The 21,489-nt window shown below is 65.8% G+C and carries 40 protein-coding genes and 2 tRNA genes; 40 read left to right on the forward strand and 2 right to left on the reverse strand.

What is annotated here, in order from left to right; genetic code table 11:
- Window positions 1–175 precede the first annotated feature (175 nt).
- Window positions 176–559 (reverse strand): helix-turn-helix transcriptional regulator, encoded by a 384-nt coding sequence (locus FGQ67_RS02850; protein ID WP_138339902.1) that lies wholly within the window; start codon window positions 557–559, stop codon window positions 176–178.
- 156 nt (window positions 560–715) lie between these two features.
- Here FGQ67_RS02850 and FGQ67_RS02855 point away from each other — a divergent pair, with 156 nt between their 5' ends.
- The 5 genes from FGQ67_RS02855 to FGQ67_RS10045 all read left to right on the forward strand — a co-directional run bounded on the left by FGQ67_RS02855 (window position 716) and on the right by FGQ67_RS10045 (window position 1,941).
- On the forward strand, window positions 716–943 hold the full coding sequence (locus tag FGQ67_RS02855) for a helix-turn-helix domain-containing protein (RefSeq protein WP_006235491.1): 228 nt from the start codon (window positions 716–718) through the stop codon (window positions 941–943).
- Window positions 944–945: 2 nt separating this feature from the next.
- Complete coding sequence (locus FGQ67_RS02860; protein ID WP_171025154.1) at window positions 946–1,233, forward strand: hypothetical protein; 288 nt, start codon at window positions 946–948, stop codon at window positions 1,231–1,233.
- Window positions 1,230–1,379 carry a hypothetical protein gene (locus FGQ67_RS10040; RefSeq protein ID WP_171025155.1) on the forward strand — a complete coding sequence of 50 codons (150 nt, stop codon included), beginning with the start codon at window positions 1,230–1,232 and terminating at the stop codon, window positions 1,377–1,379. Before FGQ67_RS02860 ends, FGQ67_RS10040 begins: the two co-directional genes overlap by 4 nt.
- Window positions 1,380–1,547: 168 nt before the next feature.
- The gene (locus FGQ67_RS02865; RefSeq protein ID WP_138339906.1) at window positions 1,548–1,808 is read left to right on the forward strand and encodes a helix-turn-helix domain-containing protein; all 261 of its coding nucleotides are present in this window, start codon (window positions 1,548–1,550) and stop codon (window positions 1,806–1,808) included.
- On the forward strand, window positions 1,783–1,941 hold the full coding sequence (locus FGQ67_RS10045; protein ID WP_171025156.1) for a hypothetical protein: 159 nt from the start codon (window positions 1,783–1,785) through the stop codon (window positions 1,939–1,941). Before FGQ67_RS02865 ends, FGQ67_RS10045 begins: the two co-directional genes overlap by 26 nt.
- Window positions 1,942–2,083: 142 nt before the next feature.
- Here the strand turns inward: FGQ67_RS10045 and FGQ67_RS02870 are convergent, their stop codons facing one another.
- Entirely contained in the window at window positions 2,084–2,545 is a 462-nt protein-coding gene (locus FGQ67_RS02870; protein ID WP_138339908.1) for a hypothetical protein, read from the reverse strand.
- A 66-nt stretch (window positions 2,546–2,611) separates the two neighbouring features.
- On the opposite strand from FGQ67_RS02870, the gene FGQ67_RS02875 reads away from it, so the two are divergent.
- From FGQ67_RS02875 to FGQ67_RS03030, 35 genes are all read left to right on the forward strand, one after another.
- On the forward strand, window positions 2,612–3,856 hold the full coding sequence (locus tag FGQ67_RS02875) for a ParB/RepB/Spo0J family partition protein (protein WP_171025157.1): 1,245 nt from the start codon (window positions 2,612–2,614) through the stop codon (window positions 3,854–3,856).
- Window positions 3,849–4,205: a hypothetical protein gene (locus FGQ67_RS02880; RefSeq protein ID WP_138339912.1), complete on the forward strand. Its 357-nt coding sequence runs from the start codon at window positions 3,849–3,851 to the stop codon at window positions 4,203–4,205. The genes FGQ67_RS02875 and FGQ67_RS02880 overlap by 8 nt, the downstream gene beginning before the upstream one ends.
- Complete coding sequence (locus tag FGQ67_RS02885; RefSeq protein WP_138339914.1) at window positions 4,198–4,554, forward strand: hypothetical protein; 357 nt, start codon at window positions 4,198–4,200, stop codon at window positions 4,552–4,554. Before FGQ67_RS02880 ends, FGQ67_RS02885 begins: the two co-directional genes overlap by 8 nt.
- Window positions 4,541–5,734 carry a tyrosine-type recombinase/integrase gene (locus FGQ67_RS10330; protein WP_138339915.1) on the forward strand — a complete coding sequence of 398 codons (1,194 nt, stop codon included), beginning with the start codon at window positions 4,541–4,543 and terminating at the stop codon, window positions 5,732–5,734. The genes FGQ67_RS02885 and FGQ67_RS10330 overlap by 14 nt, the downstream gene beginning before the upstream one ends.
- Window positions 5,727–6,404: a DUF6291 domain-containing protein gene (locus FGQ67_RS02895; protein ID WP_138339916.1), complete on the forward strand. Its 678-nt coding sequence runs from the start codon at window positions 5,727–5,729 to the stop codon at window positions 6,402–6,404. The genes FGQ67_RS10330 and FGQ67_RS02895 overlap by 8 nt, the downstream gene beginning before the upstream one ends.
- Entirely contained in the window at window positions 6,401–6,790 is a 390-nt protein-coding gene (locus tag FGQ67_RS02900) for a hypothetical protein (protein ID WP_138339917.1), read from the forward strand. The genes FGQ67_RS02895 and FGQ67_RS02900 overlap by 4 nt, the downstream gene beginning before the upstream one ends.
- The gene (locus FGQ67_RS02905) at window positions 6,787–7,110 is read left to right on the forward strand and encodes a hypothetical protein (protein ID WP_171025158.1); all 324 of its coding nucleotides are present in this window, start codon (window positions 6,787–6,789) and stop codon (window positions 7,108–7,110) included. The genes FGQ67_RS02900 and FGQ67_RS02905 overlap by 4 nt, the downstream gene beginning before the upstream one ends.
- Window positions 7,107–7,313, forward strand: coding sequence for a hypothetical protein (locus tag FGQ67_RS10050; protein WP_171025159.1), 207 nt, complete (start codon window positions 7,107–7,109; stop codon window positions 7,311–7,313). The genes FGQ67_RS02905 and FGQ67_RS10050 overlap by 4 nt, the downstream gene beginning before the upstream one ends.
- Complete coding sequence (locus tag FGQ67_RS02910; protein ID WP_171025160.1) at window positions 7,298–7,543, forward strand: Lar family restriction alleviation protein; 246 nt, start codon at window positions 7,298–7,300, stop codon at window positions 7,541–7,543. The genes FGQ67_RS10050 and FGQ67_RS02910 overlap by 16 nt, the downstream gene beginning before the upstream one ends.
- The gene (locus FGQ67_RS02915; protein WP_138339921.1) at window positions 7,533–7,904 is read left to right on the forward strand and encodes a hypothetical protein; all 372 of its coding nucleotides are present in this window, start codon (window positions 7,533–7,535) and stop codon (window positions 7,902–7,904) included. Before FGQ67_RS02910 ends, FGQ67_RS02915 begins: the two co-directional genes overlap by 11 nt.
- Window positions 7,850–8,290 carry a hypothetical protein gene (locus FGQ67_RS02920; RefSeq protein WP_138339923.1) on the forward strand — a complete coding sequence of 147 codons (441 nt, stop codon included), beginning with the start codon at window positions 7,850–7,852 and terminating at the stop codon, window positions 8,288–8,290. Before FGQ67_RS02915 ends, FGQ67_RS02920 begins: the two co-directional genes overlap by 55 nt.
- 426 nt (window positions 8,291–8,716) lie before the next feature.
- Complete coding sequence (locus FGQ67_RS02925; protein WP_138339924.1) at window positions 8,717–9,214, forward strand: hypothetical protein; 498 nt, start codon at window positions 8,717–8,719, stop codon at window positions 9,212–9,214.
- Window positions 9,215–9,347: 133 nt separating this feature from the next.
- Window positions 9,348–9,545, forward strand: a complete 198-nt coding sequence (locus FGQ67_RS02930; RefSeq protein ID WP_138339926.1) for a hypothetical protein — start codon at window positions 9,348–9,350, stop codon at window positions 9,543–9,545.
- A 222-nt stretch (window positions 9,546–9,767) separates the two neighbouring features.
- Complete coding sequence (locus FGQ67_RS02935) at window positions 9,768–10,097, forward strand: hypothetical protein (RefSeq protein WP_138339928.1); 330 nt, start codon at window positions 9,768–9,770, stop codon at window positions 10,095–10,097.
- A 119-nt stretch (window positions 10,098–10,216) separates the two neighbouring features.
- Entirely contained in the window at window positions 10,217–10,669 is a 453-nt protein-coding gene (locus FGQ67_RS02940) for a sigma factor-like helix-turn-helix DNA-binding protein (protein ID WP_138339930.1), read from the forward strand.
- Window positions 10,670–10,702: 33 nt separating this feature from the next.
- Entirely contained in the window at window positions 10,703–10,858 is a 156-nt protein-coding gene (locus FGQ67_RS02945) for a toxin-antitoxin system, toxin component, HicA family protein (protein WP_138339932.1), read from the forward strand.
- 51 nt (window positions 10,859–10,909) lie between these two features.
- Entirely contained in the window at window positions 10,910–11,362 is a 453-nt protein-coding gene (locus FGQ67_RS02950; protein WP_138339934.1) for a helix-turn-helix domain-containing protein, read from the forward strand.
- Window positions 11,363–11,690: 328 nt separating this feature from the next.
- Window positions 11,691–11,891: a hypothetical protein gene (locus FGQ67_RS02955; protein WP_138339936.1), complete on the forward strand. Its 201-nt coding sequence runs from the start codon at window positions 11,691–11,693 to the stop codon at window positions 11,889–11,891.
- Between the two features lie 2 nt (window positions 11,892–11,893).
- On the forward strand, window positions 11,894–12,208 hold the full coding sequence (locus FGQ67_RS02960) for an HNH endonuclease (RefSeq protein WP_249934367.1): 315 nt from the start codon (window positions 11,894–11,896) through the stop codon (window positions 12,206–12,208).
- A 108-nt stretch (window positions 12,209–12,316) separates the two neighbouring features.
- Window positions 12,317–12,766 (forward strand): hypothetical protein, encoded by a 450-nt coding sequence (locus tag FGQ67_RS02965; protein WP_138339939.1) that lies wholly within the window; start codon window positions 12,317–12,319, stop codon window positions 12,764–12,766.
- Window positions 12,720–14,204 (forward strand): hypothetical protein, encoded by a 1,485-nt coding sequence (locus FGQ67_RS10055; RefSeq protein WP_171025161.1) that lies wholly within the window; start codon window positions 12,720–12,722, stop codon window positions 14,202–14,204. Before FGQ67_RS02965 ends, FGQ67_RS10055 begins: the two co-directional genes overlap by 47 nt.
- Entirely contained in the window at window positions 14,201–15,619 is a 1,419-nt protein-coding gene (locus FGQ67_RS02970) for a phage portal protein (RefSeq protein ID WP_171025162.1), read from the forward strand. Before FGQ67_RS10055 ends, FGQ67_RS02970 begins: the two co-directional genes overlap by 4 nt.
- Window positions 15,612–16,784 (forward strand): VG15 protein, encoded by a 1,173-nt coding sequence (locus FGQ67_RS02975; RefSeq protein WP_138339943.1) that lies wholly within the window; start codon window positions 15,612–15,614, stop codon window positions 16,782–16,784. The genes FGQ67_RS02970 and FGQ67_RS02975 overlap by 8 nt, the downstream gene beginning before the upstream one ends.
- 53 nt (window positions 16,785–16,837) lie before the next feature.
- Window positions 16,838–16,911, forward strand: a tRNA-Trp gene (locus FGQ67_RS02980).
- A gap of 1 nt (window position 16,912) precedes the next feature.
- Window positions 16,913–16,997: transfer RNA gene (locus FGQ67_RS02985), tRNA-Leu, on the forward strand.
- Window positions 16,998–17,077: 80 nt separating this feature from the next.
- The gene (locus FGQ67_RS02990) at window positions 17,078–17,599 is read left to right on the forward strand and encodes a hypothetical protein (protein ID WP_138339945.1); all 522 of its coding nucleotides are present in this window, start codon (window positions 17,078–17,080) and stop codon (window positions 17,597–17,599) included.
- Between the two features lie 18 nt (window positions 17,600–17,617).
- Window positions 17,618–18,463, forward strand: a complete 846-nt coding sequence (locus tag FGQ67_RS02995; protein ID WP_138339947.1) for a hypothetical protein — start codon at window positions 17,618–17,620, stop codon at window positions 18,461–18,463.
- 18 nt (window positions 18,464–18,481) lie between these two features.
- Window positions 18,482–18,808, forward strand: coding sequence for a hypothetical protein (locus tag FGQ67_RS03000; RefSeq protein WP_138339949.1), 327 nt, complete (start codon window positions 18,482–18,484; stop codon window positions 18,806–18,808).
- Complete coding sequence (locus FGQ67_RS03005) at window positions 18,808–19,212, forward strand: Gp19/Gp15/Gp42 family protein (protein ID WP_138339951.1); 405 nt, start codon at window positions 18,808–18,810, stop codon at window positions 19,210–19,212. The genes FGQ67_RS03000 and FGQ67_RS03005 overlap by 1 nt, the downstream gene beginning before the upstream one ends.
- Window positions 19,212–19,556: a hypothetical protein gene (locus FGQ67_RS10060; RefSeq protein ID WP_171025163.1), complete on the forward strand. Its 345-nt coding sequence runs from the start codon at window positions 19,212–19,214 to the stop codon at window positions 19,554–19,556. The genes FGQ67_RS03005 and FGQ67_RS10060 overlap by 1 nt, the downstream gene beginning before the upstream one ends.
- Window positions 19,549–19,842: a hypothetical protein gene (locus tag FGQ67_RS03010; RefSeq protein WP_138339953.1), complete on the forward strand. Its 294-nt coding sequence runs from the start codon at window positions 19,549–19,551 to the stop codon at window positions 19,840–19,842. Before FGQ67_RS10060 ends, FGQ67_RS03010 begins: the two co-directional genes overlap by 8 nt.
- 4 nt (window positions 19,843–19,846) lie before the next feature.
- Complete coding sequence (gp17, locus tag FGQ67_RS10065; protein ID WP_171025164.1) at window positions 19,847–20,200, forward strand: tail completion protein gp17; 354 nt, start codon at window positions 19,847–19,849, stop codon at window positions 20,198–20,200.
- A 17-nt stretch (window positions 20,201–20,217) separates the two neighbouring features.
- Complete coding sequence (locus FGQ67_RS03020; protein ID WP_138339957.1) at window positions 20,218–20,805, forward strand: phage tail tube protein; 588 nt, start codon at window positions 20,218–20,220, stop codon at window positions 20,803–20,805.
- A complete protein-coding gene (locus FGQ67_RS03025; RefSeq protein WP_138339958.1) occupies window positions 20,805–21,083 on the forward strand; it encodes a hypothetical protein in 279 nt (92 codons plus the stop codon). Before FGQ67_RS03020 ends, FGQ67_RS03025 begins: the two co-directional genes overlap by 1 nt.
- A 26-nt stretch (window positions 21,084–21,109) precedes the next feature.
- Complete coding sequence (locus FGQ67_RS03030) at window positions 21,110–21,481, forward strand: hypothetical protein (protein WP_138339959.1); 372 nt, start codon at window positions 21,110–21,112, stop codon at window positions 21,479–21,481.
- Window positions 21,482–21,489 lie beyond the last annotated feature (8 nt).

Raw genomic sequence — 21,489 nt, forward strand, 5'->3', positions numbered from 1 at the left:
GAAAAAGGCGGCCGCCCATTGGGACAGCCGCCTTTTTCATTTGGACGCGGGCCCCGTGGGGTCCCCGCGTCAATACCGCTGTCCAAATTACCGTTTGTCCTCGGCACGGTCAAGCCGATCAGCCTATTTTCGTGGGGTTACGAAAATGGGGGAGTAGCTGGCGTTTTGGCGCCATCTACGCGGACCTTACTTGATCCGCTTCCAGCCCTTCGATTTCAGGCGCTGCAGCCTGATTTTGGGACAGCTCGGCCTGGTCGCGTGCCGTCTCCAGGATCTTCGAGCGCCTCTTCTCGGTGCTCTGCCGGTAGCAGGCGATCAGCTCGCCCTCCGCGCCCGCCGGCGCCGTCGGCCTGTCTTCGGGATGCTCCTCGTACCAGCCGAGGAGGTCGTTGGGGTCGGTGTGCAGAACCTTCGCGCACTTCCAGAGCTGCTCAATATCGGGAAGAGTTTTCCCTCGTTCCCAGTTGCCTACCGTCTTGATGTCAACGTTCAGCGCGTCTGCCAGATCGGCCTGCGAATATCCGTTTTCTTTCCTAGCCTGCTTCAGTTTTAGGTTCATCGTCACCTCCAATATAGGGAAGTATTTACCGAGGATTCTATAGATACACAAAAGAAAAGGCAAGAAAAGCCCTAGTTTGCTATTGCAATCGGGAAAAGATTCCCTATACTCTGATTTGCACAGGGAAGAAGTTCCCTATTTCGAAAGGAGGAAGACATGAAGTTTTCGAAGGACGAGTTCGGAGCGAACCTGCGCGCCGCCCGTGCTCGCGCCGATATGTCTCAGGAGCAGCTGGCCAACAAGGCGGGGCTCTCGGCATCTTCAATCATCGGATACGAGAACGGCTCGATGGTTCCGGGCGTCGACAAGGCGTATGCCATCGCCCAGGCCCTCGGCTGCACGCCCAACGACCTGATGGGCTGGAACACGGACGAGGCCGCGTAGGGATGGGGGAAGAGATGGAAGGCAAGAGTTACGAGCTGCCCGACGACATCACGGGCCTGGGCGGCATGGTGTCGTGGGCCGACGAGCACGGCGAGTGGCACACGGAGGTGTTCGAGTTCCTGGCCGACGCGCGCTATGCGTTCCGCGAACACGTACGGGCCGGCGACGTCGCCTACCTCGAGCGCCTGGTCGCGCTCGACCGCAGGCAGGCACTCGACCCGGTGTCCTATGACGTCATGGAGATCGACCCCGCGCCGGGTGAGTGGCCGTTCGGCCGCGGTCGCGAATGACCCGGGCGCTGCTCGCCTCGGCCGTCGTGATGGACGCCGCCGGCTGGATGTGCGCCGCGCAGGGCGCCTACGGCCTGGCGCGTGGCTGCTTCGCCGCCGCCGTGCCGTTCATCGCGGCGTGGGCGCTCGCCTCGCTCCGGGGCTGAGGCCCTTCCCCGAGGCGGCACCGGTCCCGGCGGGCTCCGTTAACCATCCGCCGGGCGTTCCAGCCGGTGCCGTGCCGGGGGAGGGTCCGCCCTACGCCCGACCCAAAAAAAGAGCCTCCCGCAGCGTTGGAACCGTACGCGGGAGGCCGACCTGAAAGGAGGTCATCCATGGATGATACCAGCAATAACCCCCAGACGTTCCGAGCGCTTGCCGCCGAGCTCAAGTTGCCGCGCAAGCTGCTGTACACGCTCGACGAGGTGTCGCGCGTGCTGGGGGTGCCCTACAACACCCTTCGAGACGAATGCACCGCGCGCAGGCTCACCTACTGCCTGCCCGAAGGCCGCTGCCGCGGCTACCTGGTGCGCCCCGAGTGGGTCGACGAGTGGATCGAGGAGGGAACCCATGAGCGAGATTCTTTTGCTGCTTAGCGACCGGGTGTCGGCCTGGTGGGGGACGTTGTCCGAGCGGACGCAGAGCGTCGTGTGCGCCTTCGTGATGCTCGCGCTCCTCGCCGTCGCGGGCGTCATCGAGGGAACCGCCCCGAGCGGGATGTACTACTAGCCCCTATTTACCTTGACAGCTATATAGCGATCGGGGCGGCGGCCCGGGGAAGGGAGCCGCCCTATGGGACAGGGAATGCCGCCCGTATGGTCTTTCGTCCTCTTTGCGCTCGCGTTCACCATGTTCTTCGTCCTGGGACTCGCTACATCCGGAGCGCTGTCCGGATGAGCGCGATGAGCGTGGGCGCGGCGGCGCCGCCGATGAATCCGGCAATGGCGCCGGAGACGACACTGAACAGCGCCACGAGGTAGTCGTGCCTGCGGCCGCCCCGGACGTTCTCGCGCTCGATGCGCGCCGCCTCGTCTCGGTCTAGGAACCAGCAGCGCCCTTCCGAGGTCAGCTCGCCGAAGTACTTCGGGTTTTGCTCGCCGCCCGAGCGGCCGTCGAGGAGACCCTTTTTCGCGAGCGTCTCGTATACGCGGCGCTCGAGCTCGTACTCGCGGGAGTAGGTACGGATCTCGCAGCCTAGAGAGTCTATGCCCTGGAGCGTTGAGAGCTCGTTGTCGAGCCTGTTCCAGATGAAACCGTCCACCGACTCGCCCCGTTCGGAAACCTCTTGGAGCCTCCTGAGATAGGACTGCTCCTCACTCGTCAATTCAACCATCCGGACCCCCGCCCCGATCGCTATGGCAGTTCATGCGAGGCCATGGGCCTCGAGACAGGAGGATACATGCAATTCGAGAAGAAGTCTGTGCGCCTGGGCGACATCCGCCCGAGCGGGCAGAACCCGCGCGAGGACTTCGGCGACATCGGCGCCCTGGCCCGCAGCATCGAGGCGACCGGCGGCGAGCCGCTGAACCCACCCGTGGTCGTGGCGGACGGCAACGTGTTCCGCATCGTGGACGGCGAGCGCCGCTACCGCGCGCTGTCCTCGATTTACGGGGAGGACCGCGAGGTGTCCGCGCTGGTGGCGGAGAGCATGGACGAGGCCAACGAGCTCGTGGCCATGCTCGCCACCGACGACAAGCGCCAGCTGACCGAGGCCGAGCGCGCACGCGGCGTGCAGCAGATGCTCGTGCTGGGCATCGACGAGCAGCGCATCGAGCGCGCGAGCCGCGCCACCGCCGGGCAGATCCGCGCGGCGCGCCGTCTGCGCGGGCGCATCGACGCCGGCGCACAGGTGACGCTGGAGCAGCTCGAGGCCGCGAGCGCCTTCGACGATGAGAAGGACATCGAGGCCGTGTTGGCGGCCGGCGATGGCTGGGCGGGCAAGGCCGACAGCATCCGCCGCCGCGTCGAGCGCAAGGAGGCCAAGGCCGAGGACTACGACGCCTTCGGCGATGCGGGCATCCCCGTGGTGAAGGAGAAGCCCGAGGGTTTCAACTACGTTGCCTGGGTCGACCTGGGCGGCGTCGCCGAGAAGCTCGAGGGGATGGATATCGCCGCCGGCACCGTGGCCGTGTCGTCGGGCGGCTACTGGAACATCTACGAGCCCGATGACGGCTCGGGCGCCGTGCCCGAGAAGACCGAGGAGGAGATCCGCGCCGAGCAGGAGGCCGCGCGCGAGGACGAGGCGCTCAAGGACCTGTACAGGCGCATGGTCGGCTTCATCACGTCCGGCGCGTTCATCATGGCCAAGGAGCTCATGGATTGCGTCCGCGCGGACCGCCTTGACCCGATCGTGGTCGCCGGCGCGGCGGGCGTTGGTGGCGTCGAGGCCGCCGACCGCGTGTGCGAGGAGTTCATGGCGCGCCTCCGTCCCTCGAGGCCCAGCGAGTTCGAGGCCGGCCGCTGGCTCATGTCGGCGGCGAGGGACATGGCCAGGCTCAACACCAGCTATGCCGGCGACGATGCCGAGGGCTGGCTCGACCACTGGGAGCTGTTCCGCTCGGCGGGCTTCGAGCCCGGCGGGGACGACGGGTGGCTTTTGGCGAGGGTGCAGGAGAGCATCCAGAAGGAGGAGAAGGATGAGTAGCGAGGATGAGAACTACGTCACGGTGACGGTGAAGGCCAGGGGGCATGAGTACTCCATCCTCTGCCGCGAGGCAACGGTGGCAACGGTGGGGGCGGACGGTGAGCCCGGCCCATCGCTTCACGTCGGCACCTTCGACTCGAAGTCGATTCTGGTTCTCGCGGAAGCAGCCCTCTCGGAGCTGCTATCTGCCGGAGTCCGCGCCGGCATCCCCATGGACGCCATGCGTATCGAGCTCGTCTACGCCGCGGTGCACTGCGGGTTCCCGGAGGAGGAAGAGCGGAGCGCGATCTACTACGACCTCGACACCGACATAAACGGGGAGACCGCCAAGGAGGAGAAGGATGAGTAGCGAGAAGAAGGTCAGGGTGACGGTGGAGGCGTGCGGCGAGGTCCGCTCGTTCGAGTGCCGCGGCGCGGCACTCTCGACCGTCAACGTCGACGGCTCCGGCAACTCATGCTTCGTGGGCTCGACCAGCCTCGGTGGCCTGTTCGCGCTCACCTGCGAGTGCATCGATGTGCTCTGTGCGGCCTTCAGCCAGGCGGGCGTCTCGGACGGGCACGCACGCAAGCTCATGCTCATGGCTGCGCTCGGTGCCGACCCCCACGGGCACGCCGACAGCGTCCAGATCACCGACCTTGACGCGCGCATGGAGATCCGCGACATGGCGGCGGAGCTGGGCGTCGATGCCGACTTCTAGCGAGCGCCGGGCGGTCGTGCAGCGCGGGACGGACGGCCGCTGGTTCGCCCGCCCCTACATGGGCACCGACCGCGTCACGGGCAGACGGATCAGGCCGTACAGGTCGTGGGATGCGGAGCTGACGCGCGAGCAGGCCCAGGCGGAGTGCGACAGGTGGATCGCGACCTACATCCCGTCCTCGGCGCAGGACAGCTCCAAGCGCCTTTCATCGATGCTCGAGACCTACGTCTCGGACCCGGTGAACGGCCTGGCCGACAACTCCGTTGCCGCCTACCGCAGCGTTATCAGGACGATGGTGGAGCCGACCATCGGGCGCATCCCCTACGACCAGCTGCAGCCCTGGGACGTGTCCGCCGCCTACCGCATGCTGCTCGCGCCCAGGAGCGGCAAGGGCCTTTCGCCCAAGACCGTGCTCGTCATGCACGCGCTGCTCAGGGGCGCGTACAGGACGTGGGGCCATGCCATCGGCCGCGACATCATGCTCGAGGTCCCGGCTCCCAGGGCGAAGCCCGCGGAGCCGTTCGCCCTGTCCGAGCTCGATGCGGACGAGCTGTCCCGCGCGATGGTGTCCGCCATGTCCTCGCGCGACGCCACGGGCGCCAACATCGCCAGGCGCACCGAGGCAATGGCGGTCTTCCTCGCGCTTCACACGGGCCTGCGGTGCGGGGAGGTCTGCGGCCTGCAGCGCCGCGATTGGCGCCGCTCCCTGCACGACATCCACGTGGCGGGGCAGGCCGTCGAGAAGCCCAGCCTGCACAGGCAGGCCTACACCAAGGGCAAGCGTGCACGCAACGTCTCGGTCTCGCCGGCGGTCGAGGCGCAGCTGGAGCGCCACCTGGCGTGGCAGGACTCGTGGCTCGTCCGCAAGGGCCCCGCCGCCCCCGTGATCACCTTCGGCTGCGCGGGTGGTCTCGCGAGGCCGTCGACCGTGACGGCCCGCTTCAAGGCGATTGCGCGCGAGCTCGAGCTGCCCGGGGAGACCGTGTTCCACACGCTCCGGCACACGCACGCCACGTGGCTTCTCACTCACGGGTGGGACATGCGCCTGGTGCAGGAGCGTCTGGGTCACGCGAACGTCAAGACGACGCTCGAGGCGTACGGCTCGGTCATGCCGGGCCGCGACAGGGAGGCCGCCGCGGCCTTCACCGATTCGATCTACGGAGGTGACACGGATGAATAACTACAACTTCAACAGGGACTTCTACGAGGGCTGCCGAGCGCTCGGCGACAGGGAGGGCATGGCGCTCGCCTGGGCGATGCTGCGCTACGGCTACGAGGGAATCGAGCCAAAGCTGAAGCCAACGACCATGGCGGCGTTCACCTTCGCAAGGGGGCGCATCGACGCCATGGTCAACGGTAGCCTTGGGGGTCTCAGGCGGGCGGCCAATACGGGCAACCAAGGTGGTAGCCAAGGGGGTAGCCAAGCCAATGCGCAAGGGGGTAGCCGACAGGCTAGCCAAGGGGGTAGCCAACAGAAAGAGAAGGAGAAAGAGAAAGAGATAACCCTTGCGGGTTATAGCGAGGCCCGCCAAACCCCCGACGACTTCGACCCGCCCTCGATGGAGGACGTCGAGGCCTACTTCGCCGCTAACTGCCTGCGCGGCGATCCCCGTCAGTTCTTCGACCACTACGCAGCACAGGGCTGGACGCTGCCGAGCGGGCTGCCCGTGACCGACGTGTGGGCGCTCGCCCGCAACTGGAGCCGCAAGCAGGTCGGCTTCGATGCCGACCGCAAGGCGCGGGGCGGGCAGACCTCCCAGGAGGTCGAGCGGGCGTCCGTGTGGAAGCCCGCGAAGACGGATGCGGAGCGCATAGTCGAACTCAGGCGCGAGCTGGGTGAGGCGTCATGATCACCCTTTGGGAGATGCTCGAGAACGAGAAGGCCGACCCCGCCCACGGCCGCCCGCTCGACCTGACGCGGATCTACATGGCAAACGTCATGTCGCACGGGGATGCCGACCGGCTGACCAAGGAGCAGGAGCTCCACGACACGGAGGCGCGCGAGGCGCAGCGCGCCGACCTGTACGAGAGGGTCGCCGCCATCGCGGGCGGCAAAAAGCCGGAGGGCGAGGACCCGGAGCGCAGGCGTGCCAAAAGTGAGCCAACGGGCGCGAAGGAGTTGGGGCAGCAGGCACTGGGGTTTCCGCCGCTAGACGGTACCGGCGGCACGGCCGAGGAGGCCGAGGCTGCAATTAATGCCATATTGTCCGAAGAGAGAAAGCGAGAGACGCTTTGACCGAGATCTCAGCGGTGATGAGGGCCTACCGTGACGCCCTCGACAGGCACCGGATTCCCTGGGCCGACGACACGTACGACACCGAGAGGGTGGGCGGCTATAGGTTTCGCGTGGAGCGCACCGAGACCATCCTGGACGAGCACAGGGTGAGCGTGGCCTGGGGCTACCAGCTTCTTCCGGGGCGCGAGCCCACGGGCGTGACGATCGGCTACCCGAACTACCTCGAGGTGCAGTACGACCCGGTGAGCACCGAGCCGTTCATGGCCACGCCGGGCGACATCCTGGCCGACATCTTCGGCGTGAGGGGTGAGTCCCGATGAGCTACGCGTGTGGCCCCGCCGACTGGATAGACCTCGCCGTCGGCAGGCTCGAGGACGCCAAGCGGTCGCTCAGGGAGTGCGACAGGCTGCGACAGGGGTGCGACATCTGCGATGAGCTGCGCCAGGCGAGGCGATGCCTCAACAAGGCGCTGATCATGGTCGCGGAGGAGAAGGAGATCGAGAAGGATTGGAGCACAAGGTGAAGCAGAGGGACAAACTCAAACCCTGCCCGTTCTGCGGCCGCTCCCGGAACCTCTCCATCGAGGACGCCGGGGGCATCGACCGCTACGTCAACGGCGAGCCGGACGGCTCAATACTGATGTGGCACGTGTATTGCGGGTACTGCGGAGCCACCGGGCCGGAAGTCCTGCTGAGTTGTGAGAACGCTGTTACCGCATGGAACCGAAGGGACGGTGAGCGGCATGACGACTGATGACGAGCGCCGCGAGGTGGCGAAGAAGCTGCGCGGTCTTGAGGCTGGCGACTTTTCCGACGGCAGGTTTTACGACTGCGGCGAGGTTGAGACTGCCCTCGGCCTTGTCGATTACGGCTCGTGGTACGAGGAAGCCGATGTGCGTCACCTCGCCGACCTCATAGAGCCGGAGCCGGAGAGGACGTGCCGGATGGATAAAAGCGAGTTCGCCGGTTTTGCCCCGGAGTACGAGGGGCTGTATTCGTGTCCTAAGTGCGGCGAGGAGACGGCTGTTTTGGCATGCGTGAACGAGGGCGGGGACATGGAATGGATAAAACCGCGGTTCTGTGGTTCCTGCGGCGCGAAGGTAGTGAGCGAATGAACATCGAATTGCCGAAAGACGCAGAAGGGCACGATATTCCGCCTGACACCAAGGTGCTTTACACATGGGACGGTAGCATCCTCAAGGTGATTAAATGGATATCCGACCCGAACAAATATGTTGGCTGGGTAGTCAGAGTGAAGACAAGTAAGTTCGAGATGAACGCCCGCCCTGAGTTCCTATACCTAACTCCACCCGACACTTGGGAAAAGCTGCTGGAGGACTTGGGCAGGGGTGAAGACGAACAGAAAAGCGCGCAATGCGCCTACTTTGATCCGGTCGATGGCCGCTGCGCATCATGCGCCGCCAAGGGGTATGTGGACTGCACGCAGATTGTGATGCGCGATGTCGCATCCCGCATCCGCAATCTGAGGGGTGAGGACTGATGCCGACTGACGACGAGCGCCGCGAGGTTGCGGCGAATATACGGGCTGCAGCCAACAGGGCCAAGGACGACTTGCAAGACGACACAGATTATTCTCGATCCGCCGTGCTATATGTTGTGTCCTGTGGAGTTCGTCGTAGCCTTCCTAACTACAAAGACCTTCTGCATCTTGCTGACCTCATAGAGCCTGCACCTGAGAGGACGTGCCTCATGCTCGACAACGGTTTCGAGCTTTGCTGCTCGGAGTGCGACCGCCGACACGATTATGACGACGAGCCGCAGTTTTGCATGGGCTGCGGAGCGAAGGTGGTGAACGAGGGTACGCATCTACGGGCGTGGGACGCGCCTTGCCCGGACGGCATCCACTCGTGCTCCGAGTGCGAATGGGTGCCCAATTGCCCGAAATGCGCGAGAAGGTGATGAGTGAATGAGCGAGCGAAGCGAGATTACCCGAGAACTAAGCCGCATGGTCGAGCGCAGGCTAGCAAACAAGACGCCCTACTGGGTATCCGAGTGCCGTCTCAACATACGCGAAAACGACAGCGCGATAGTGGATTACGTCTCGTTCACACCGTCATGGGGCCACGGCTCTGAGGTATCGGCGGCGGAACTGGGCAGGTTCGATTTCTATGAGATCAAGAGCTGCATGGCGGACTTCACGAGCGGCCACGGCCTCAATTTCGAGGGCGATACCAACATACTCGTGTGCGAGCGCGAGCTGGCCGACGAGCTCTGCAGGCGGCGCATGTTCCCCGCAAGCTGCGACAAGGTGCTTTGCCCGAACAAGTCGCGCAGCGCCCTGATCACGGCATACGAGCCGAATCCGGGTGGACGGCAATCGAGCCGAAGGAGCTATCCCGCCTCGCATCTACTGCTTTGCATGATGTCGAGGATGGAGTCATATGGAGCGGCGGTGGTTGAGTGATGCTTTGGCCCTTGTTAGAGTTTGCGAACACGCTAGCCTCGCTCACAAGCATGGCGCTCGGCAAGATGGATTACGCAATCTTGTTCGCAGTGCTCGCGGCGAACGCCAAGCTCGAGTCGATGCGGAGGGACCGATGAGCGATCACCCGTTTTCACGTCAGGAGTGGCTCGATCTCATAAACGCGCTCCCGATGGAGCGCATGGCCGACTCTCACAAGGCCTGTGCAGACTCGCTCGGAGGTCTCGCCGAGGCCGCGCAGTACGCCAAAGTGGGCGGTTTCGATGATGAGGTGATCGAGAAGGAATGGCACGGGAAGCTAATGAGGCCGTGACCTCGGCGGTCGAGCTTTTCCGTGACACCGCCTGGCGCACGGTGCCCGATCTGGTGTCGGGCCCCGCGCGCCGGGCGCTCGTGCATGGACGGGCCGATGCGCCGCGGGTGACGTCGGCGCAGATCGGGGAGACGGAGCGGAGGGCGCGTGCGCTGGAACGCGACCGGGCCCGCGCGCTCAAGAGGTCGAGGAAGGCTAAACGATGAGGTTGTTTGAGAGGTTGTGGCGGATAATCATCGAGAACCGCCGAGTGCGCAAGAGTATCGAGGCGCGGCGCGCCCGCAGGCTCAGGAGGTCGATGAGATGACCGTGATGTGGGACGTGCAGGAGAGGAGCTGTGCGGTCTGCGGGAGGATCTTCATCCCGCAGGCGCCGAAGGCCAAGTACTGCTCGGAGGACTGCCGGCGCAGGCACGAGCAGGACCGCGCGAAGGAGGCCCGCCGCAAGGGTACCAAGCCGAAGCGCGACAGTGTCGACCGCTATCTGGCGCCCACTGGGCCGGCGCACGACGAGATTATGGCCATGCGCCGCGAGGTCGCGATGAGATATTGAGTTACCGCAGGTAGATATATAATTAAGGCCGCTGGCGTTGGAGCGCCGGCGGCCTTTGGCAAAGACGCCTCCCGGCATCCTCTACATGGCGTAGAGCATGGTACCACGCGGGAGGTCACATGGACGCAAGGGAATATCTGGAGACTGTACGGGCCGCCCAGCGCGGCATCGACCGCCGCCTGGCGGTCATCGAGTCGATGCAGGCGCGAGAGCAGGTGCGCGCCCAGCGCTACGACGCCGTCGGCAAGGGCGCACACGGCACGGACTTTATGCGCTCGACGGACGATCGCATAGACTACGAGCGCCGCAGCGGCGCCGAGCTGTCCGAGCTTCGGCGCGAGGTGGAGCGGGGCCGTGAGCTCTGTGCGGGCGTACGCTCAGCCAACCCCGGCAAGCGCTGGGGCGACGTGCTGGAGCTGCGCTACTGCGAGGACCGCACACTGCAGGAGATCGCGGGGACGCTGGGCGTGTCGGTGAGGTCCATACAGGCGGACCTGTCTGCGGCTCTTGACTGGGTGGACCTCACCGGCCTCGCCCGTGCGCGACAAGGGCGAGGAGCTGCCGAGATATAACTTAATAATAGCTAAGATTTGTTGTTAAAGATATTGAGAAATCAAAACAATGAAGCCGGCTTTATCTCCAAGGGCGGCACCAACCACGAGAAGTTCGTCAAGGGCGACAAGCTCGTGCTGGTGAAGCGCCACAGGGAGATCGAGGACCAGATAGCCAAGAGGATTCTGAGACAGGCGGGGCTTCGCTAGCCCCGCCCCTTTGGGGCTACGTCTTGCATCACCCACGCAAAGGAGACTTGAATGGTTTACGTATGGGAATTCGAATTCTTTGATTCTGGCGGCATGGTAGATGCCGTGCCGTGCGGTTCGCTCGGCGGTGGCGGCACGTTCGGGTCCGACCTGAACGATGCCATCGCCAGTGCGGCGGACTTTCTCGCCTGCATGGTCGACGACCACCTCATGGGCGGGGTCGACCTTCCCGCGCCCGACTTTGGCCATGAGCCGCAGAACGGGGGCAAGATTATCGCCGTCGCAGTCAGCCGCGAGCTCGGTGACATTCCCGCCATCACCGCAGCCGATGCCGCCCGTATGCTCGGTGTCAGCTCTGCGAGGGTGTCGCAGCTGATAGGCGCGGGGTTGCTCGAATCGTGGAGGGACGGCACCAAGCGCATGGTGTCCAAGGCCTCCGTCGAGGCCAGACTCGCCGATTCACCCAAGGCCGGGCGCCCGAAAGAGGCTCCCGTCGCCATATAATACAGGTGCTGGTTCGCGTCAGCATGTCGGCCCCGATCGCCATGTGCGGTCGGGGCCTTTCTCTTGGTTCGCTATTGCGTGTCATTACGTGTGATTGCCAACTATTGCATGTGATTGCCGACAATTGCGCATGATTGCGTGCGATTGCGTGCGATTGCGTGCCGTTGCGCGTTGCGATTGGGATATAACTAGGGTGTCGATTCGCAGCGCCGCCCGCGCGGTGTGCGGGTCGGATGTGCGTGGAAGCACAGATGAGTGGCCGGGGTTCCCTTCAGCAGTTCAGGGACCCCGGCCTTTCTATGGAACGACAACGTAATGAGGTTGGTCCGTGGTCACACGCGAGGCTATCGTCCGTGCCGCCAACAGGTACGACACCGTGATGGCATGGGCATTCCGCCGCGCCCTGGGCATCGCCCGGCGTGCTGGCAAGCGCAAGGGTTCCGGCGCGGGCAAGGCTGTCGAGCGCCTGCGCTATGCGGGGCTCGAGGAATGCATGGCCAACCGAGGGCGCTCCCCGGAGGAGCGCTAGGCGTGGCCACCAAGACCCGCTACGCCAACGGCCACGCCCGCCGGCAGGTGCGCGCCTGGCTCAAGGCGCAGGGGCTGCCGTGCCACATCTGCGGCATGGCCATCGACTACGACCTGCCCGCGGGCGACCCGATGAGCTTCGAGGTGGACGAGATCGTGCCCGTGTCCAAGGGCGGCTCGCCCATCGACCGCGCGAACGTCGCGCCGGCCCACCGGATCTGCAACGAGCGGCGCGGCAACAAGAGCCTCGCCGCGCTCAACGGCTCGATATCGCCGCGTTCCCGCGACGTCGGCTGTGCGACCTCGCTGCCGTGGTGACCCGACCCTGGGGGATGGCCCCTCCCCGGGGGCCGAGGGCTCGCCCCACGGCATTGCGCCTTTTTTGCGCAGGCCCCGAAACCGAGTCCATACCGGGAGGTGCATGGAATGTCCACGAAGTCCACGAAGCCGAGGGGCAAGCCCTGGACCGCGGACGAGCGGGAGTTCGTCAGAAACGCGTACCCGGCGCTCGGACCTGCGGCTATCGCGAAGAAGCTCAAGCGGTCGCGCTCGGGCGTGTGCGCCCTCATCAAGAGGATGAAGGAGAGCGGCGAGATCGCGACCGGCGAGTCCACGGGGGAGTCCGTGGGCGCGGGCGTCTCGGCGCCCCCCGCGGACGGCCCGGACGGCCGCCAGGACACGCTCGGGAGGCTCCGGTGGGTGCGGCAGATCATCGAGCGACAGCTATACGACGCCGAGCCCAGCCAGGCGGCCCGGCTCGCCAAGGAGTACCGCGAGACGCTCGAGCAGATCGAGCGAATAGAGGGGGCTGGGGAGGACGGTGGCGACGATGTCATCATCAACGCCGTCTCGGTTCTGCGCGACGTCCTCGGCTAAGCCGAGGCTCCGCCTCGTCCAGCCCTACGAGAGGTCCATCGGCTCCCTCGCGGTCGAGCTCGCCCCGACGATGGGATACAAGCTCGTGCCGTGGCAGGAGCAGCTCGCCCACGACATCGGCGCCGTGGACGCGAGCGGCAAGTGGGTCCACCCGCGCGTCGGCATCTCCATCCCGCGACAGCAAGGCAAGTCCGTCGACATCATCGTGTGGGTCGCGGTCATGGCCGCGCTCGCCGGCTACAAGGTGCTCTGGACCGAGCACAACTACTCGACGACCATGGAGATGGTCGGCCGCTTCCGCAAGATCTTCGGGCGCCGTGTCGGCGACACGTCCGAGGGAATCCCGCGCTGGCGCAAGCTCCTGGTCGAGGTCTGCTCGCAGACCGGCCAGGAGTGGATGCGGTTCAGCTCCGGCGGCGTCATCCAGTTCTCGACGAGGACCAAGTCCTCGCGCCTGGGCTTCTCCTTTGACATCGTCATATACGACGAGGCCCAGGAGCTCACGGGCATCCACACCCAGGTTATCAACCCGACGACGACGTCCGGCGCGAAGCAAAACCTGATGATCGTGTACGCCGGAACGCCGACCCGCGCCGGCAACCCCGCCGAGGTGTTCAAGAACCTCCGGCAGCAGGCGTGGGAGGGCGGCGAGAAGGCGTCCGACCTGCTTTGGCTGGAGTACGGCGTCGAGGAGGTCGGCGACATCTGGGACGAGAGCCGCTGGCCGGAGGTCATGCCCTCGCTCGGATACCATGCCGACATCCGCGCCATCCGCACGGGAATGAAGGACATGGACGAGCTTGGCGCCGCCCAGGAGTACCTGGGCTACTGGCTGCCCTCGGAGGAGCAGGTGGAGCCGCCGGTCATCGGCGCCGCCGCATGGGGCGAGTGCCTCGTGGGGAGCGGCCCAGAGCTTACCGCCGGCTGCAGGATCTGCGCCGGCGTGAGGTTCAGCGCCGACGGCTCGACCGTCGCCGTGGCGTGCGCCGTGCGGCCGTCCGGGTCTGTGACTGTGCACGTGGAGCTTCCCTTCTGCAAGGACCCGGAGCCCAGCACGGATTGGCTGGCCTACTGGATCGCCGCGAGGGCGGGCAGGTACGCCTGCGTCGCAATCGACGGCAAGGCGGGCGCCGGCGCCCTGTGCGACAAGCTCGAGGGCATGGGCATGCCCAAGGACTACATCCTGCGTCCGAGCACCGACCAGGCCGTGACTGCCGCAAGCCTCATCTCGTCCGGCGCGAAGGCGGGCTCGGTCACGCATATTGCGTGCCCGGCGCTCGACCTGTCGGCCGAGACGTCCCCCAAGCGCAAGATCGGCTCCGGCGGCGGCTGGGGCTTCGGCGGCGACAACGCCGCGCCCATCGAGGCCGCGGGGCTGGCGTTGCTCGCGCTCAATACATCGAAGAGAAAACCCGGAATGAAGGCGAGGGTCACTTGATCTCGATACCTTACGCCGTGGCGTCCGCCGACGGCCTGCTCGAGGAGGACCGCGAGACGGTGCGCTGCCTACTCAACAGCTGGCAGACGCACTACAGAGGCAACCTCCTGCGCTCGGACTACTACGAGGCGCGCAACATGCTCAAGGACCTCGGCATCGCCGTGCCCGACTCGCTGCGCGACCTGGAGGTCGCGTGCGGCTGGGGATACAAGTGCGTGGAGGTCATGCGCGACCACATCGCCTTCGACGGGTTCACGTGCCCCGACGATGAGGACTTCGACGGCCTGCTCACCTCCGTGGCCAAGCGCAACAAGATGGCCACGCGCGTCGGCAAGGCCGTCAACTCCGCACTCAAGTACTGCTTCTCCATGCTCGTGGTGACGGCGGACGAGGACGGGCACGCCCGCATCTCGGCGTACCCGCCGACCCTGTGCACGGGCATCTGGGACGACGTCCACGAGTGCCTGTCCTCCGGCATGTTCGTCGTCTCCTTCGCCAAGGACCGCGGGCGGCCCACGGACCGCCCGGACTGGGTCAACGTGATGCTGCCGGACCGCATGGTGCGCATCCGCGAGGTTCGCCGCAACGAGTGGGCGGCGGAGTACGTGGAGCACGGCCTGGGCGCCGTGCCCATGTTCGTCATGCCTCACAACCCCGACGACGACCGACCGTTCGGCGTGTCCAGGATCAACTCCGAGGTGCGCTGGAACATCGACTGCGCCATGCGCGCCAACGTCAACGAGGAGATCGCCGCCGCGTTCGCCGCGTCCACGCAGAAGTACCTGCTGGGCACCGACGGAGACGCGTTCGCCGACAAGACCAAATGGAGCGCCTTCATCGGCTCCATCTTCGAGGTTACTAAGACCGAGGACGGCACGATTCCGCAGTTCGGCCAGCTCACGCAGCCGAGCATGCAGCCCATGACCGAGCACTTCGGCAACCTGTGCAAGCGCATGAGCGCCGCGACCGGCATCCACGTGGGGCAGTTCGGCATCATGAGCGATAACCCAAGCTCCGCAGAGGCCATCTACGCCGAGAACGAGCCGCTCATCCTCAAGTGCAAGAGCTTCATCCGCGAGGCCAAGGCGGCGCTGGCGAATGCCGCGACCGCAGCGCTCGCCACCGAGCTCGGGTGCTCGTACGACGAAGCCGAGGACGCCTGCGGCGTGTCCGTCCATTTCCTGAACCCCGCCATGCCGACGCTGGCCCAGCAGACCGACAGCTCCATCAAGCTCGCGTCGGCGGTCGAGGGCTTCGCCGGCACGCCGACCTTCTGGCGCCTCAACGGCCTCGATGACGACGAGGTGCGCAACGTCTCGTCCGAGATCAGGCGCAACGTGACGCGCTCGGCGGCGCTCGACCTGATGGCGGGCGTCACCCAGGCGGCGGAGCCCGCGCCGCCCGCCGATGATTAGCGCAGCTGAGTTCGCGGCCTACAACCGCGCCGTGGCGAAGATAGGCGACAGGGCGGCATCCGACGTGGAGGCCGCCGTGCTCGCCTGGTGCCGCGCCCACGGGGACGCGACCGTCGCCGAGAAGCGCGAGGCCGCGAAGCTCATCATGGAGGGCTTCATCCAGGGCTACGACGACGTGGCGGCGGAGTTCGCGGCGCAGTGGTACGACGCCCTCGCCGAGCGCGAGGGCGCCAGGCTGCAGCAGGCCGTCACCGTGACGACCTACAGGCCGAAGTCCGTAGACGAGGTCGCGCGCTACCAAGCGAAGAAGCTCGTGAAGGGCGGCGACGGGGCGTTCGCCAAGGCGTGCGGCGAGTACGCCAGGAACGACGCGTTCCGCAGCCTGAATGAGACGATCATCTCCAACGTGGGCCGCGACAGGAGCGCCGGCGTGCGCTTCGCGCGCGTGCCGACGGGTTTCGAGACCTGCACCTTCTGCATCATGCTCGCGAGTCGCGGCGCGGTCTACCACACGCGCAAATCCGCCGGCGAGTTCAAACACTTCCACCGGCACTGCGACTGCAAGGTCGTCCCCGGCTTCGAGGACGACCCGGACGCGGAGCTCGTGGAGGGCGTGCGCCCCGAGGAGCTTCGCGAGCAGTGGGCACAGTTCAAGAACATCGATGAGGATGAAAGTCTGACGAGCGCCGACAAGGACGCGGCGAAGCGTGCGGTGCTCGGTTCGCCTGGGCCTCCAATCGTGTACAAGAAGCCGAAAGAGACTTTCGCGCACGAGCGCGGCGGCTCCTACGATCTCGCGGCGCACGAGGCGCTTCGGGCGGCCGGTCACGAGGTCGTCGTCCGCAAGGAGGACGCGCCGGAGGGCTTTTCCAATATCGACCTGCTGCTCGACGGCAAGCTATGCGAGCTGAAGAGCCCGACAAGCGATGCGTCTGGCGTCAACGGGCTTAGGTTCATCGAGCGCAATATAAGAAAGGCAGTGCGGCAGTTCGAAAAGGCGGAAGGTGGGCCGGTAAAGCCTTCTATCGTCGTGCTTAACTGCGAGGAGGTCCCTGTGACAAGAGAGGACGCGCTGAAGCGCGTGCGGCTTGAGATGTCGAGGCATGACATCGACCACGTTATCTTGTTGACCAAGGGCGGGGCCATAGACGACATAAAGAAATAAGCCCCAGGTTAGCTATCCAGCACGCCCAGGGCTTTTCAAATCAGATTATACACACCTGGCTAGCACAATGGCAGTGCGGCGGTCTCCAAAACCGCTTACCGGGGTTCGATTCCTCGGCCAGGTGCCATCGGGGCGTGGCGGAATGGCAGACGCGCGTGCCTCAGGAGCACGTGGGCATCGCCCGTGCGGGTTCGAGTCCCGCCGCCCCGGCCAAAACGTTGAACCAGGCCATCCGCACGGGTGGCCTTTTTCATGCCGAAAAGCGCCCCGCACGGGGCGGAAATGGAGGGAGCATGGCCAAGGAGACCACGCCCGCCGAGACCGATCCGATTGACCCTGCACAGGGCGGAGAGACCGATCCGGCGCCCGACTACAAGGCGCTCTACGAGAACGCGCTGAAGGAGTCGCGCAAGTGGGAGAGCCGCTCGAAGGCGAACCTTAAGGAGCTCGACGAGCTCAAGGCCGCAACGCCCAAGACGGATCCGACCGTGGAGGAGCGCCTGAGCTCGCTCGAGAGCGAGAACGCCGCCCTCAAGGCGAGCGCCGCCCGCTCCGCGCTCGTCGACTCCGTGGCCAAGGCCACCGGACTCGACCGCTCCATCGTGGCGACGCTCAACGGCGAGGACGAGGACGCCCTCACCGAGCAGGCCAATGCCGTGGCGGCCATCACGAAACCGGCCGGCGGCGCGCCGAAGGCGCCCGAGGCCGGCGGCAAGCCCAAGCCGGGCAAGCCCTCCAAGAAGGACATCCTCGGAATCGAGGACAAGAAGGAACGCATGGCGGCCATCGCCGCCAACATCGACCTCTTCAAGTAAGGGGAGAAAGGGGCCCCAATGCCCGATATCAAGACCCTCGCAGCCGCGCGCAACGTCGACCTCGTGAACACCTTCACCAAGTCGCTGGAGAAGCTCACGGCGATGCTGTCCACCTGCGCGCCCATCCACGCTGCCGTCGGCGAGACCCTGCACCAGAAGAAGATCACCGGCAAGCTCTCCGAGGTCGCGTACACCGCCGGCCAGGACATCCCGCTTTCCAGCTACACCTACGAGGACGTCACGACCTTCGAGGTGACGCTCAAGCCCTACCGCAAGCAGACCACGCTCCAGGAGGTCAAGAAGCGCGGCTACGACGGCGCCGTCGACAAGACCGACGCCGCGATGATCTCCGACATGCAGCGCAACATCAAGAAGGACTTCGTCGCCGCGCTCGGCGCCGAGGGCACCACGGCCGCGACCGGCAAGAGCCTCGTGGCCACCGCCGCGAACGCCTGGGCCGCCCTGTCCAACCTCACCGAGGAGTACGGCTTCGGCAGCGGCGAGACCGTCTACTTCGCCAACCCGGTCGACTTCGCCAAGCAGATCGGCGAGTCCGAGGTCTTCAGCGCCTTCGGCATCTCCTACATCGAGAACTGGGCGGGCCTGGGCACGCTCGTGTCCACCGGCTCCGTGACCGCCGGCACGATCTACGCCACCGTCAAGGACAACATCAAGGTCTACGTCGCACCGACCGACGGCGACGACCTGTTCGGCTTCTACTCCGACGAGAGCGGCTACATTGCCGTGTCCCACTCGCCCGAGCTCAAGAGCCTGACCTACGACACCGTGGCCTACGTCGGCCTCGTGTTCTTCGCCGAGTACATCGACTTCGTGGTCAAGGGCACCATCGCCCCGACCGCCTAGGAAACCTAAGGAGCATCCATGATCGCTTTGGTCACCTACCCGTACCGTGACCGCGAGACCCTCGCGGTGCATCTCGTGGGGGAGGAGGTCGAGCTGACCGACGAGCGCTTCGCGGAACTGTCCGCCGGCGGCCATGTCGACCTCCCGCCCGCCGAGACGGAGGCCGCTGCGGAGCCCGCCGAGGACGAGGACGTCGTGGACGACGAACCCGAGCAGCCCGTGCACGAGAAGCCTTCACCCGAGATGACCGTGCAACAGCTGCGCGATGCCATCGAGACCGCCAACGGCTTCGCCCCGCGCAAGGCGACCAAGGCGGAGCTCATCGCCATCCTGGAGACGCTCTAGTGGGCGCCTTCGCCACAGTTGCCGACTACGAGGCGCGCTGCGGTGCCGCCGAGGACGAGGCCAGGGTTGCCGCGCTGCTCGAGGATGCCTCGGCGTACCTGCGCGGGGCATATCGGCGCCGTATGGGTGTCCAGTACCTCGCCGGCTCGAATCCCACGTTCGATGAGAACGTGAAGTCCGTCTGCGTGGCCATGGTCGCCCGGGCGGTCAACGCGCCCGGCGCCATGGCCGGCATCACCCAGCAGTCGCAGACGACCGGCCCGTACTCGTCGAGCGTCACGTTCGCCAACCCGACCGGAGACCTCTACCTGGGGCGCTCCGACCTCAAGCGGCTCGGTCTGGCCGGGTGCCGCGTGCGCAGTATCCAGCCCATGACCGCCGCTGACCGCTGGGAGGAGGCGTGATGCCGATGGCTGGGATACCGACCGAGACGGTCACGGTCATCTCCCGCAAGACGGTGTACGACGACCTTCACGAGCCCGTCTCCGAGGCGGTCGCCGAGCGCGACGTCGACGCCGTCGTGGCGCCCGGCGCCACCGCGGACCTCGACGCCTCGCGGTCGGAGGGCGCCACCGTGGCATACACGGTGCACCTCCCGAGGGACATGGCCGGCATCCGCCTCAAGGGCTGCTCGGTTCGCGTGCGCGGTGAGGAGCTGCGCGTCGTGGGCGACCCGAGGCCCTACGCCCCCGAGACGTGCCCGGGACGCTGGTGCTACCCGGTCGAGCTGGAGGCAGCCGATGGCTAGAGAGTACATCTGGGGGAAGTTCAAATGGAATCGCGGCGGCTACGCCGAGGCGATGGACGGCAACGCCGCGCTCCAGGGGATGCTCAGGGGCAAGGCCGAGGGCATCGCCGCCCGCGCGACGTCGATGCTCGCGCCGGACGGCCACGACGTCCCGGCATTCACCGTCAGGAAGTGCCAGGGCAAGCTCGCGAAGGGCTTTTCGGTCCGCGCGAACACGAGTCACGCAAAACGCGCGCAGGCCAAGCACAAGCTGCTGACCAAGGCGGCCCTGTCTTCGAAGGGATGACCACATGGATATTGAGGCCGAAGTCGCGCGCTGCCTGTGCGAGCTCACCGATTCGGACGCGACGCTCGAGCCGGTCGCCGGGCACCCGGAGCCGTACGTCACCGTCGAGCAGGTCGGAGGGGGCGGCGGCTTCCTGGAGCCGGTCCAACTCGATATCGACTGCTGGGGAACCGAGGGCAAGGGCGGCAGGAAGCCGGCGAAAGCCCTCGCCGAGAAGGTGAAGGCGGCCGTCCCGTCCCTTGAGGACGAGCTTCCCAACGTCTTCCACCCGGAGGTCACGAACCAATACAAGATGCCCGACCCTGACACGCGCAGGGCGAGGTACGTGGTGCAGGTCCAGCTCTGGGTCTGCGAGTAGTAGAAAGGAACGCGCGAATGGCCGAAGTCAGCAACGCGAACAACTCCAACAACGTCAGCGCCGGAAAGGGCGTGAAGGGCGGCTACATCTTCTCGGCCCCCGTCGGCACCACCCTGCCGGTCAAGGTCATCAAGAACAAGAGCGAGCTCGATCCCGCATTCAAGTGCCTCGGCTTTGTCTCCGAGGACGGCTACGTCGAGTCCGTCTCCGAGGACTCCAACGACACGGTCGACATGAACGGCGACCTCATGGACTCCAGCAATTCCAACCGAGTGGAGTCCGCACAGCTCACGCTCGCCGAGATCAAGGCGGAGACGCTCAAGCGCCAGTACGGCGAGGACAACGTCACCGACAAGGGCGGCCTGATCACCGTCAAGCACAACTCCGACTCCCACCCGACCTTCGCCTACGTGCTGCTCCTCCTCCTGAAGAACGGCCGCAAGTGGACCAAGGTCGTGCCGCGCGGCCAGTCCTCCGAGCTCGACGACCTCACCATCTCCAGCTCCGAGCTCTGCCAGCGCGCCCTGACGATGAAGTACCTCACCGACGAGAACGGCAATACCTGCTACGACTACATCGAGTCGACCGAGACGGCGGCGGCCTAATGGCGGCCAAGCGCCCCGAGGGCGCGCTCGTGTTCGAGTTCGACGGCAAGAAGTATCAGATCAACAAGAAGGCCATCCAGTCCATGAAGGTGCAGCGCGCCATGGCCTACGACGGCATCCCCGAGAAGATGCACGAGGTGTGGGATGCGATGGACGAGATCTTCGACGGTAAGACCGTCGAGTACATGGACGAGCTCGGCGAAGACGGGCAGGACTGCTCGGCGGAGCGCTGGGGCGCGTTCTTCCAGGCCGCCATGGAGGCGGCTGCAAAAAACTAGCCAGCTTCGCCGCCGCCTGGACCTGCATGAGGGGAGAGGTCGTCGCCGACTTCCGGCAGACGTACGGCATCGACCTTCCCCTCGGCGGCGGGTTCGACGGGGCGACGGACGAGGACCTTTGCCGCTGGCAGGTCCTCTACTCCCAGCTGCCGGCGCGCTCGCGGGTCTCCGTGCGGCTGGAGCCCGACAACCTGTGGGACGACAAGACGCGCCTGCTCGACATGATCGAGCATGAGCTCAGGTGCTTCCACTACGGGTTCACCGAGGATGCCAGGAAGCGTGTCAATGCCCCGCAGCGGATCATATCGCCGGGCGAACGCGCCAGAAACGAGCGCCGTAGGGACTCGGCGCTGGCGGCGAGGGAAGAGATAGCGGCGGCGCTCGGCGTCGATGAGTAGGGAGGCAA

This window comes from Collinsella aerofaciens, from assembly GCF_005845035.1.
GTDB lineage: Bacteria > Actinomycetota > Coriobacteriia > Coriobacteriales > Coriobacteriaceae > Collinsella > Collinsella aerofaciens_I.

Excerpts from the sequence above, each read along its gene's own strand:
- FGQ67_RS02900 (WP_138339917.1), top strand. The coding sequence starts at position 6,401 with ATGATCACCCTTTGGGAGATGCTCGAGAACGAGAAGGCCGACCCCGCC.
- FGQ67_RS03030 (WP_138339959.1), top strand. The coding sequence starts at position 21,110 with ATGAGGGGAGAGGTCGTCGCCGACTTCCGGCAGACGTACGGCATCGAC.
- FGQ67_RS02875 (WP_171025157.1), top strand. The coding sequence starts at position 2,612 with ATGCAATTCGAGAAGAAGTCTGTGCGCCTGGGCGACATCCGCCCGAGC.
- FGQ67_RS03000 (WP_138339949.1), top strand. The coding sequence starts at position 18,482 with ATGATCGCTTTGGTCACCTACCCGTACCGTGACCGCGAGACCCTCGCG.
- FGQ67_RS02950 (WP_138339934.1), top strand. The coding sequence starts at position 10,910 with ATGGTTTACGTATGGGAATTCGAATTCTTTGATTCTGGCGGCATGGTA.
- FGQ67_RS02975 (WP_138339943.1), top strand. The coding sequence starts at position 15,612 with ATGATTAGCGCAGCTGAGTTCGCGGCCTACAACCGCGCCGTGGCGAAG.
- FGQ67_RS02920 (WP_138339923.1), top strand. The coding sequence starts at position 7,850 with ATGGATAAAACCGCGGTTCTGTGGTTCCTGCGGCGCGAAGGTAGTGAG.
- FGQ67_RS03020 (WP_138339957.1), top strand. The coding sequence starts at position 20,218 with ATGGCCGAAGTCAGCAACGCGAACAACTCCAACAACGTCAGCGCCGGA.
- FGQ67_RS02915 (WP_138339921.1), top strand. The coding sequence starts at position 7,533 with ATGACGACTGATGACGAGCGCCGCGAGGTGGCGAAGAAGCTGCGCGGT.
- FGQ67_RS02930 (WP_138339926.1), top strand. The coding sequence starts at position 9,348 with ATGAGCGATCACCCGTTTTCACGTCAGGAGTGGCTCGATCTCATAAAC.
- FGQ67_RS10060 (WP_171025163.1), top strand. The coding sequence starts at position 19,212 with ATGCCGATGGCTGGGATACCGACCGAGACGGTCACGGTCATCTCCCGC.
- FGQ67_RS02895 (WP_138339916.1), top strand. The coding sequence starts at position 5,727 with ATGAATAACTACAACTTCAACAGGGACTTCTACGAGGGCTGCCGAGCG.
- gp17 (WP_171025164.1), top strand. The coding sequence starts at position 19,847 with ATGGATATTGAGGCCGAAGTCGCGCGCTGCCTGTGCGAGCTCACCGAT.
- FGQ67_RS02965 (WP_138339939.1), top strand. The coding sequence starts at position 12,317 with ATGTCCACGAAGTCCACGAAGCCGAGGGGCAAGCCCTGGACCGCGGAC.
- FGQ67_RS03025 (WP_138339958.1), top strand. The coding sequence starts at position 20,805 with ATGGCGGCCAAGCGCCCCGAGGGCGCGCTCGTGTTCGAGTTCGACGGC.
- FGQ67_RS02865 (WP_138339906.1), top strand. The coding sequence starts at position 1,548 with ATGGATGATACCAGCAATAACCCCCAGACGTTCCGAGCGCTTGCCGCC.
- FGQ67_RS02870 (WP_138339908.1), bottom strand. The coding sequence starts at position 2,545 with ATGGTTGAATTGACGAGTGAGGAGCAGTCCTATCTCAGGAGGCTCCAA.
- FGQ67_RS10055 (WP_171025161.1), top strand. The coding sequence starts at position 12,720 with ATGTCATCATCAACGCCGTCTCGGTTCTGCGCGACGTCCTCGGCTAAG.
- FGQ67_RS03010 (WP_138339953.1), top strand. The coding sequence starts at position 19,549 with ATGGCTAGAGAGTACATCTGGGGGAAGTTCAAATGGAATCGCGGCGGC.
- FGQ67_RS10330 (WP_138339915.1), top strand. The coding sequence starts at position 4,541 with ATGCCGACTTCTAGCGAGCGCCGGGCGGTCGTGCAGCGCGGGACGGAC.
- FGQ67_RS02885 (WP_138339914.1), top strand. The coding sequence starts at position 4,198 with ATGAGTAGCGAGAAGAAGGTCAGGGTGACGGTGGAGGCGTGCGGCGAG.
- FGQ67_RS02855 (WP_006235491.1), top strand. The coding sequence starts at position 716 with ATGAAGTTTTCGAAGGACGAGTTCGGAGCGAACCTGCGCGCCGCCCGT.
- FGQ67_RS02860 (WP_171025154.1), top strand. The coding sequence starts at position 946 with ATGGGGGAAGAGATGGAAGGCAAGAGTTACGAGCTGCCCGACGACATC.
- FGQ67_RS02940 (WP_138339930.1), top strand. The coding sequence starts at position 10,217 with ATGGACGCAAGGGAATATCTGGAGACTGTACGGGCCGCCCAGCGCGGC.
- FGQ67_RS10040 (WP_171025155.1), top strand. The coding sequence starts at position 1,230 with ATGACCCGGGCGCTGCTCGCCTCGGCCGTCGTGATGGACGCCGCCGGC.
- FGQ67_RS02880 (WP_138339912.1), top strand. The coding sequence starts at position 3,849 with ATGAGTAGCGAGGATGAGAACTACGTCACGGTGACGGTGAAGGCCAGG.
- FGQ67_RS02925 (WP_138339924.1), top strand. The coding sequence starts at position 8,717 with ATGAGCGAGCGAAGCGAGATTACCCGAGAACTAAGCCGCATGGTCGAG.
- FGQ67_RS02850 (WP_138339902.1), bottom strand. The coding sequence starts at position 559 with ATGAACCTAAAACTGAAGCAGGCTAGGAAAGAAAACGGATATTCGCAG.
- FGQ67_RS10050 (WP_171025159.1), top strand. The coding sequence starts at position 7,107 with ATGAGCTACGCGTGTGGCCCCGCCGACTGGATAGACCTCGCCGTCGGC.
- FGQ67_RS10045 (WP_171025156.1), top strand. The coding sequence starts at position 1,783 with ATGAGCGAGATTCTTTTGCTGCTTAGCGACCGGGTGTCGGCCTGGTGG.
- FGQ67_RS02995 (WP_138339947.1), top strand. The coding sequence starts at position 17,618 with ATGCCCGATATCAAGACCCTCGCAGCCGCGCGCAACGTCGACCTCGTG.
- FGQ67_RS02990 (WP_138339945.1), top strand. The coding sequence starts at position 17,078 with ATGGCCAAGGAGACCACGCCCGCCGAGACCGATCCGATTGACCCTGCA.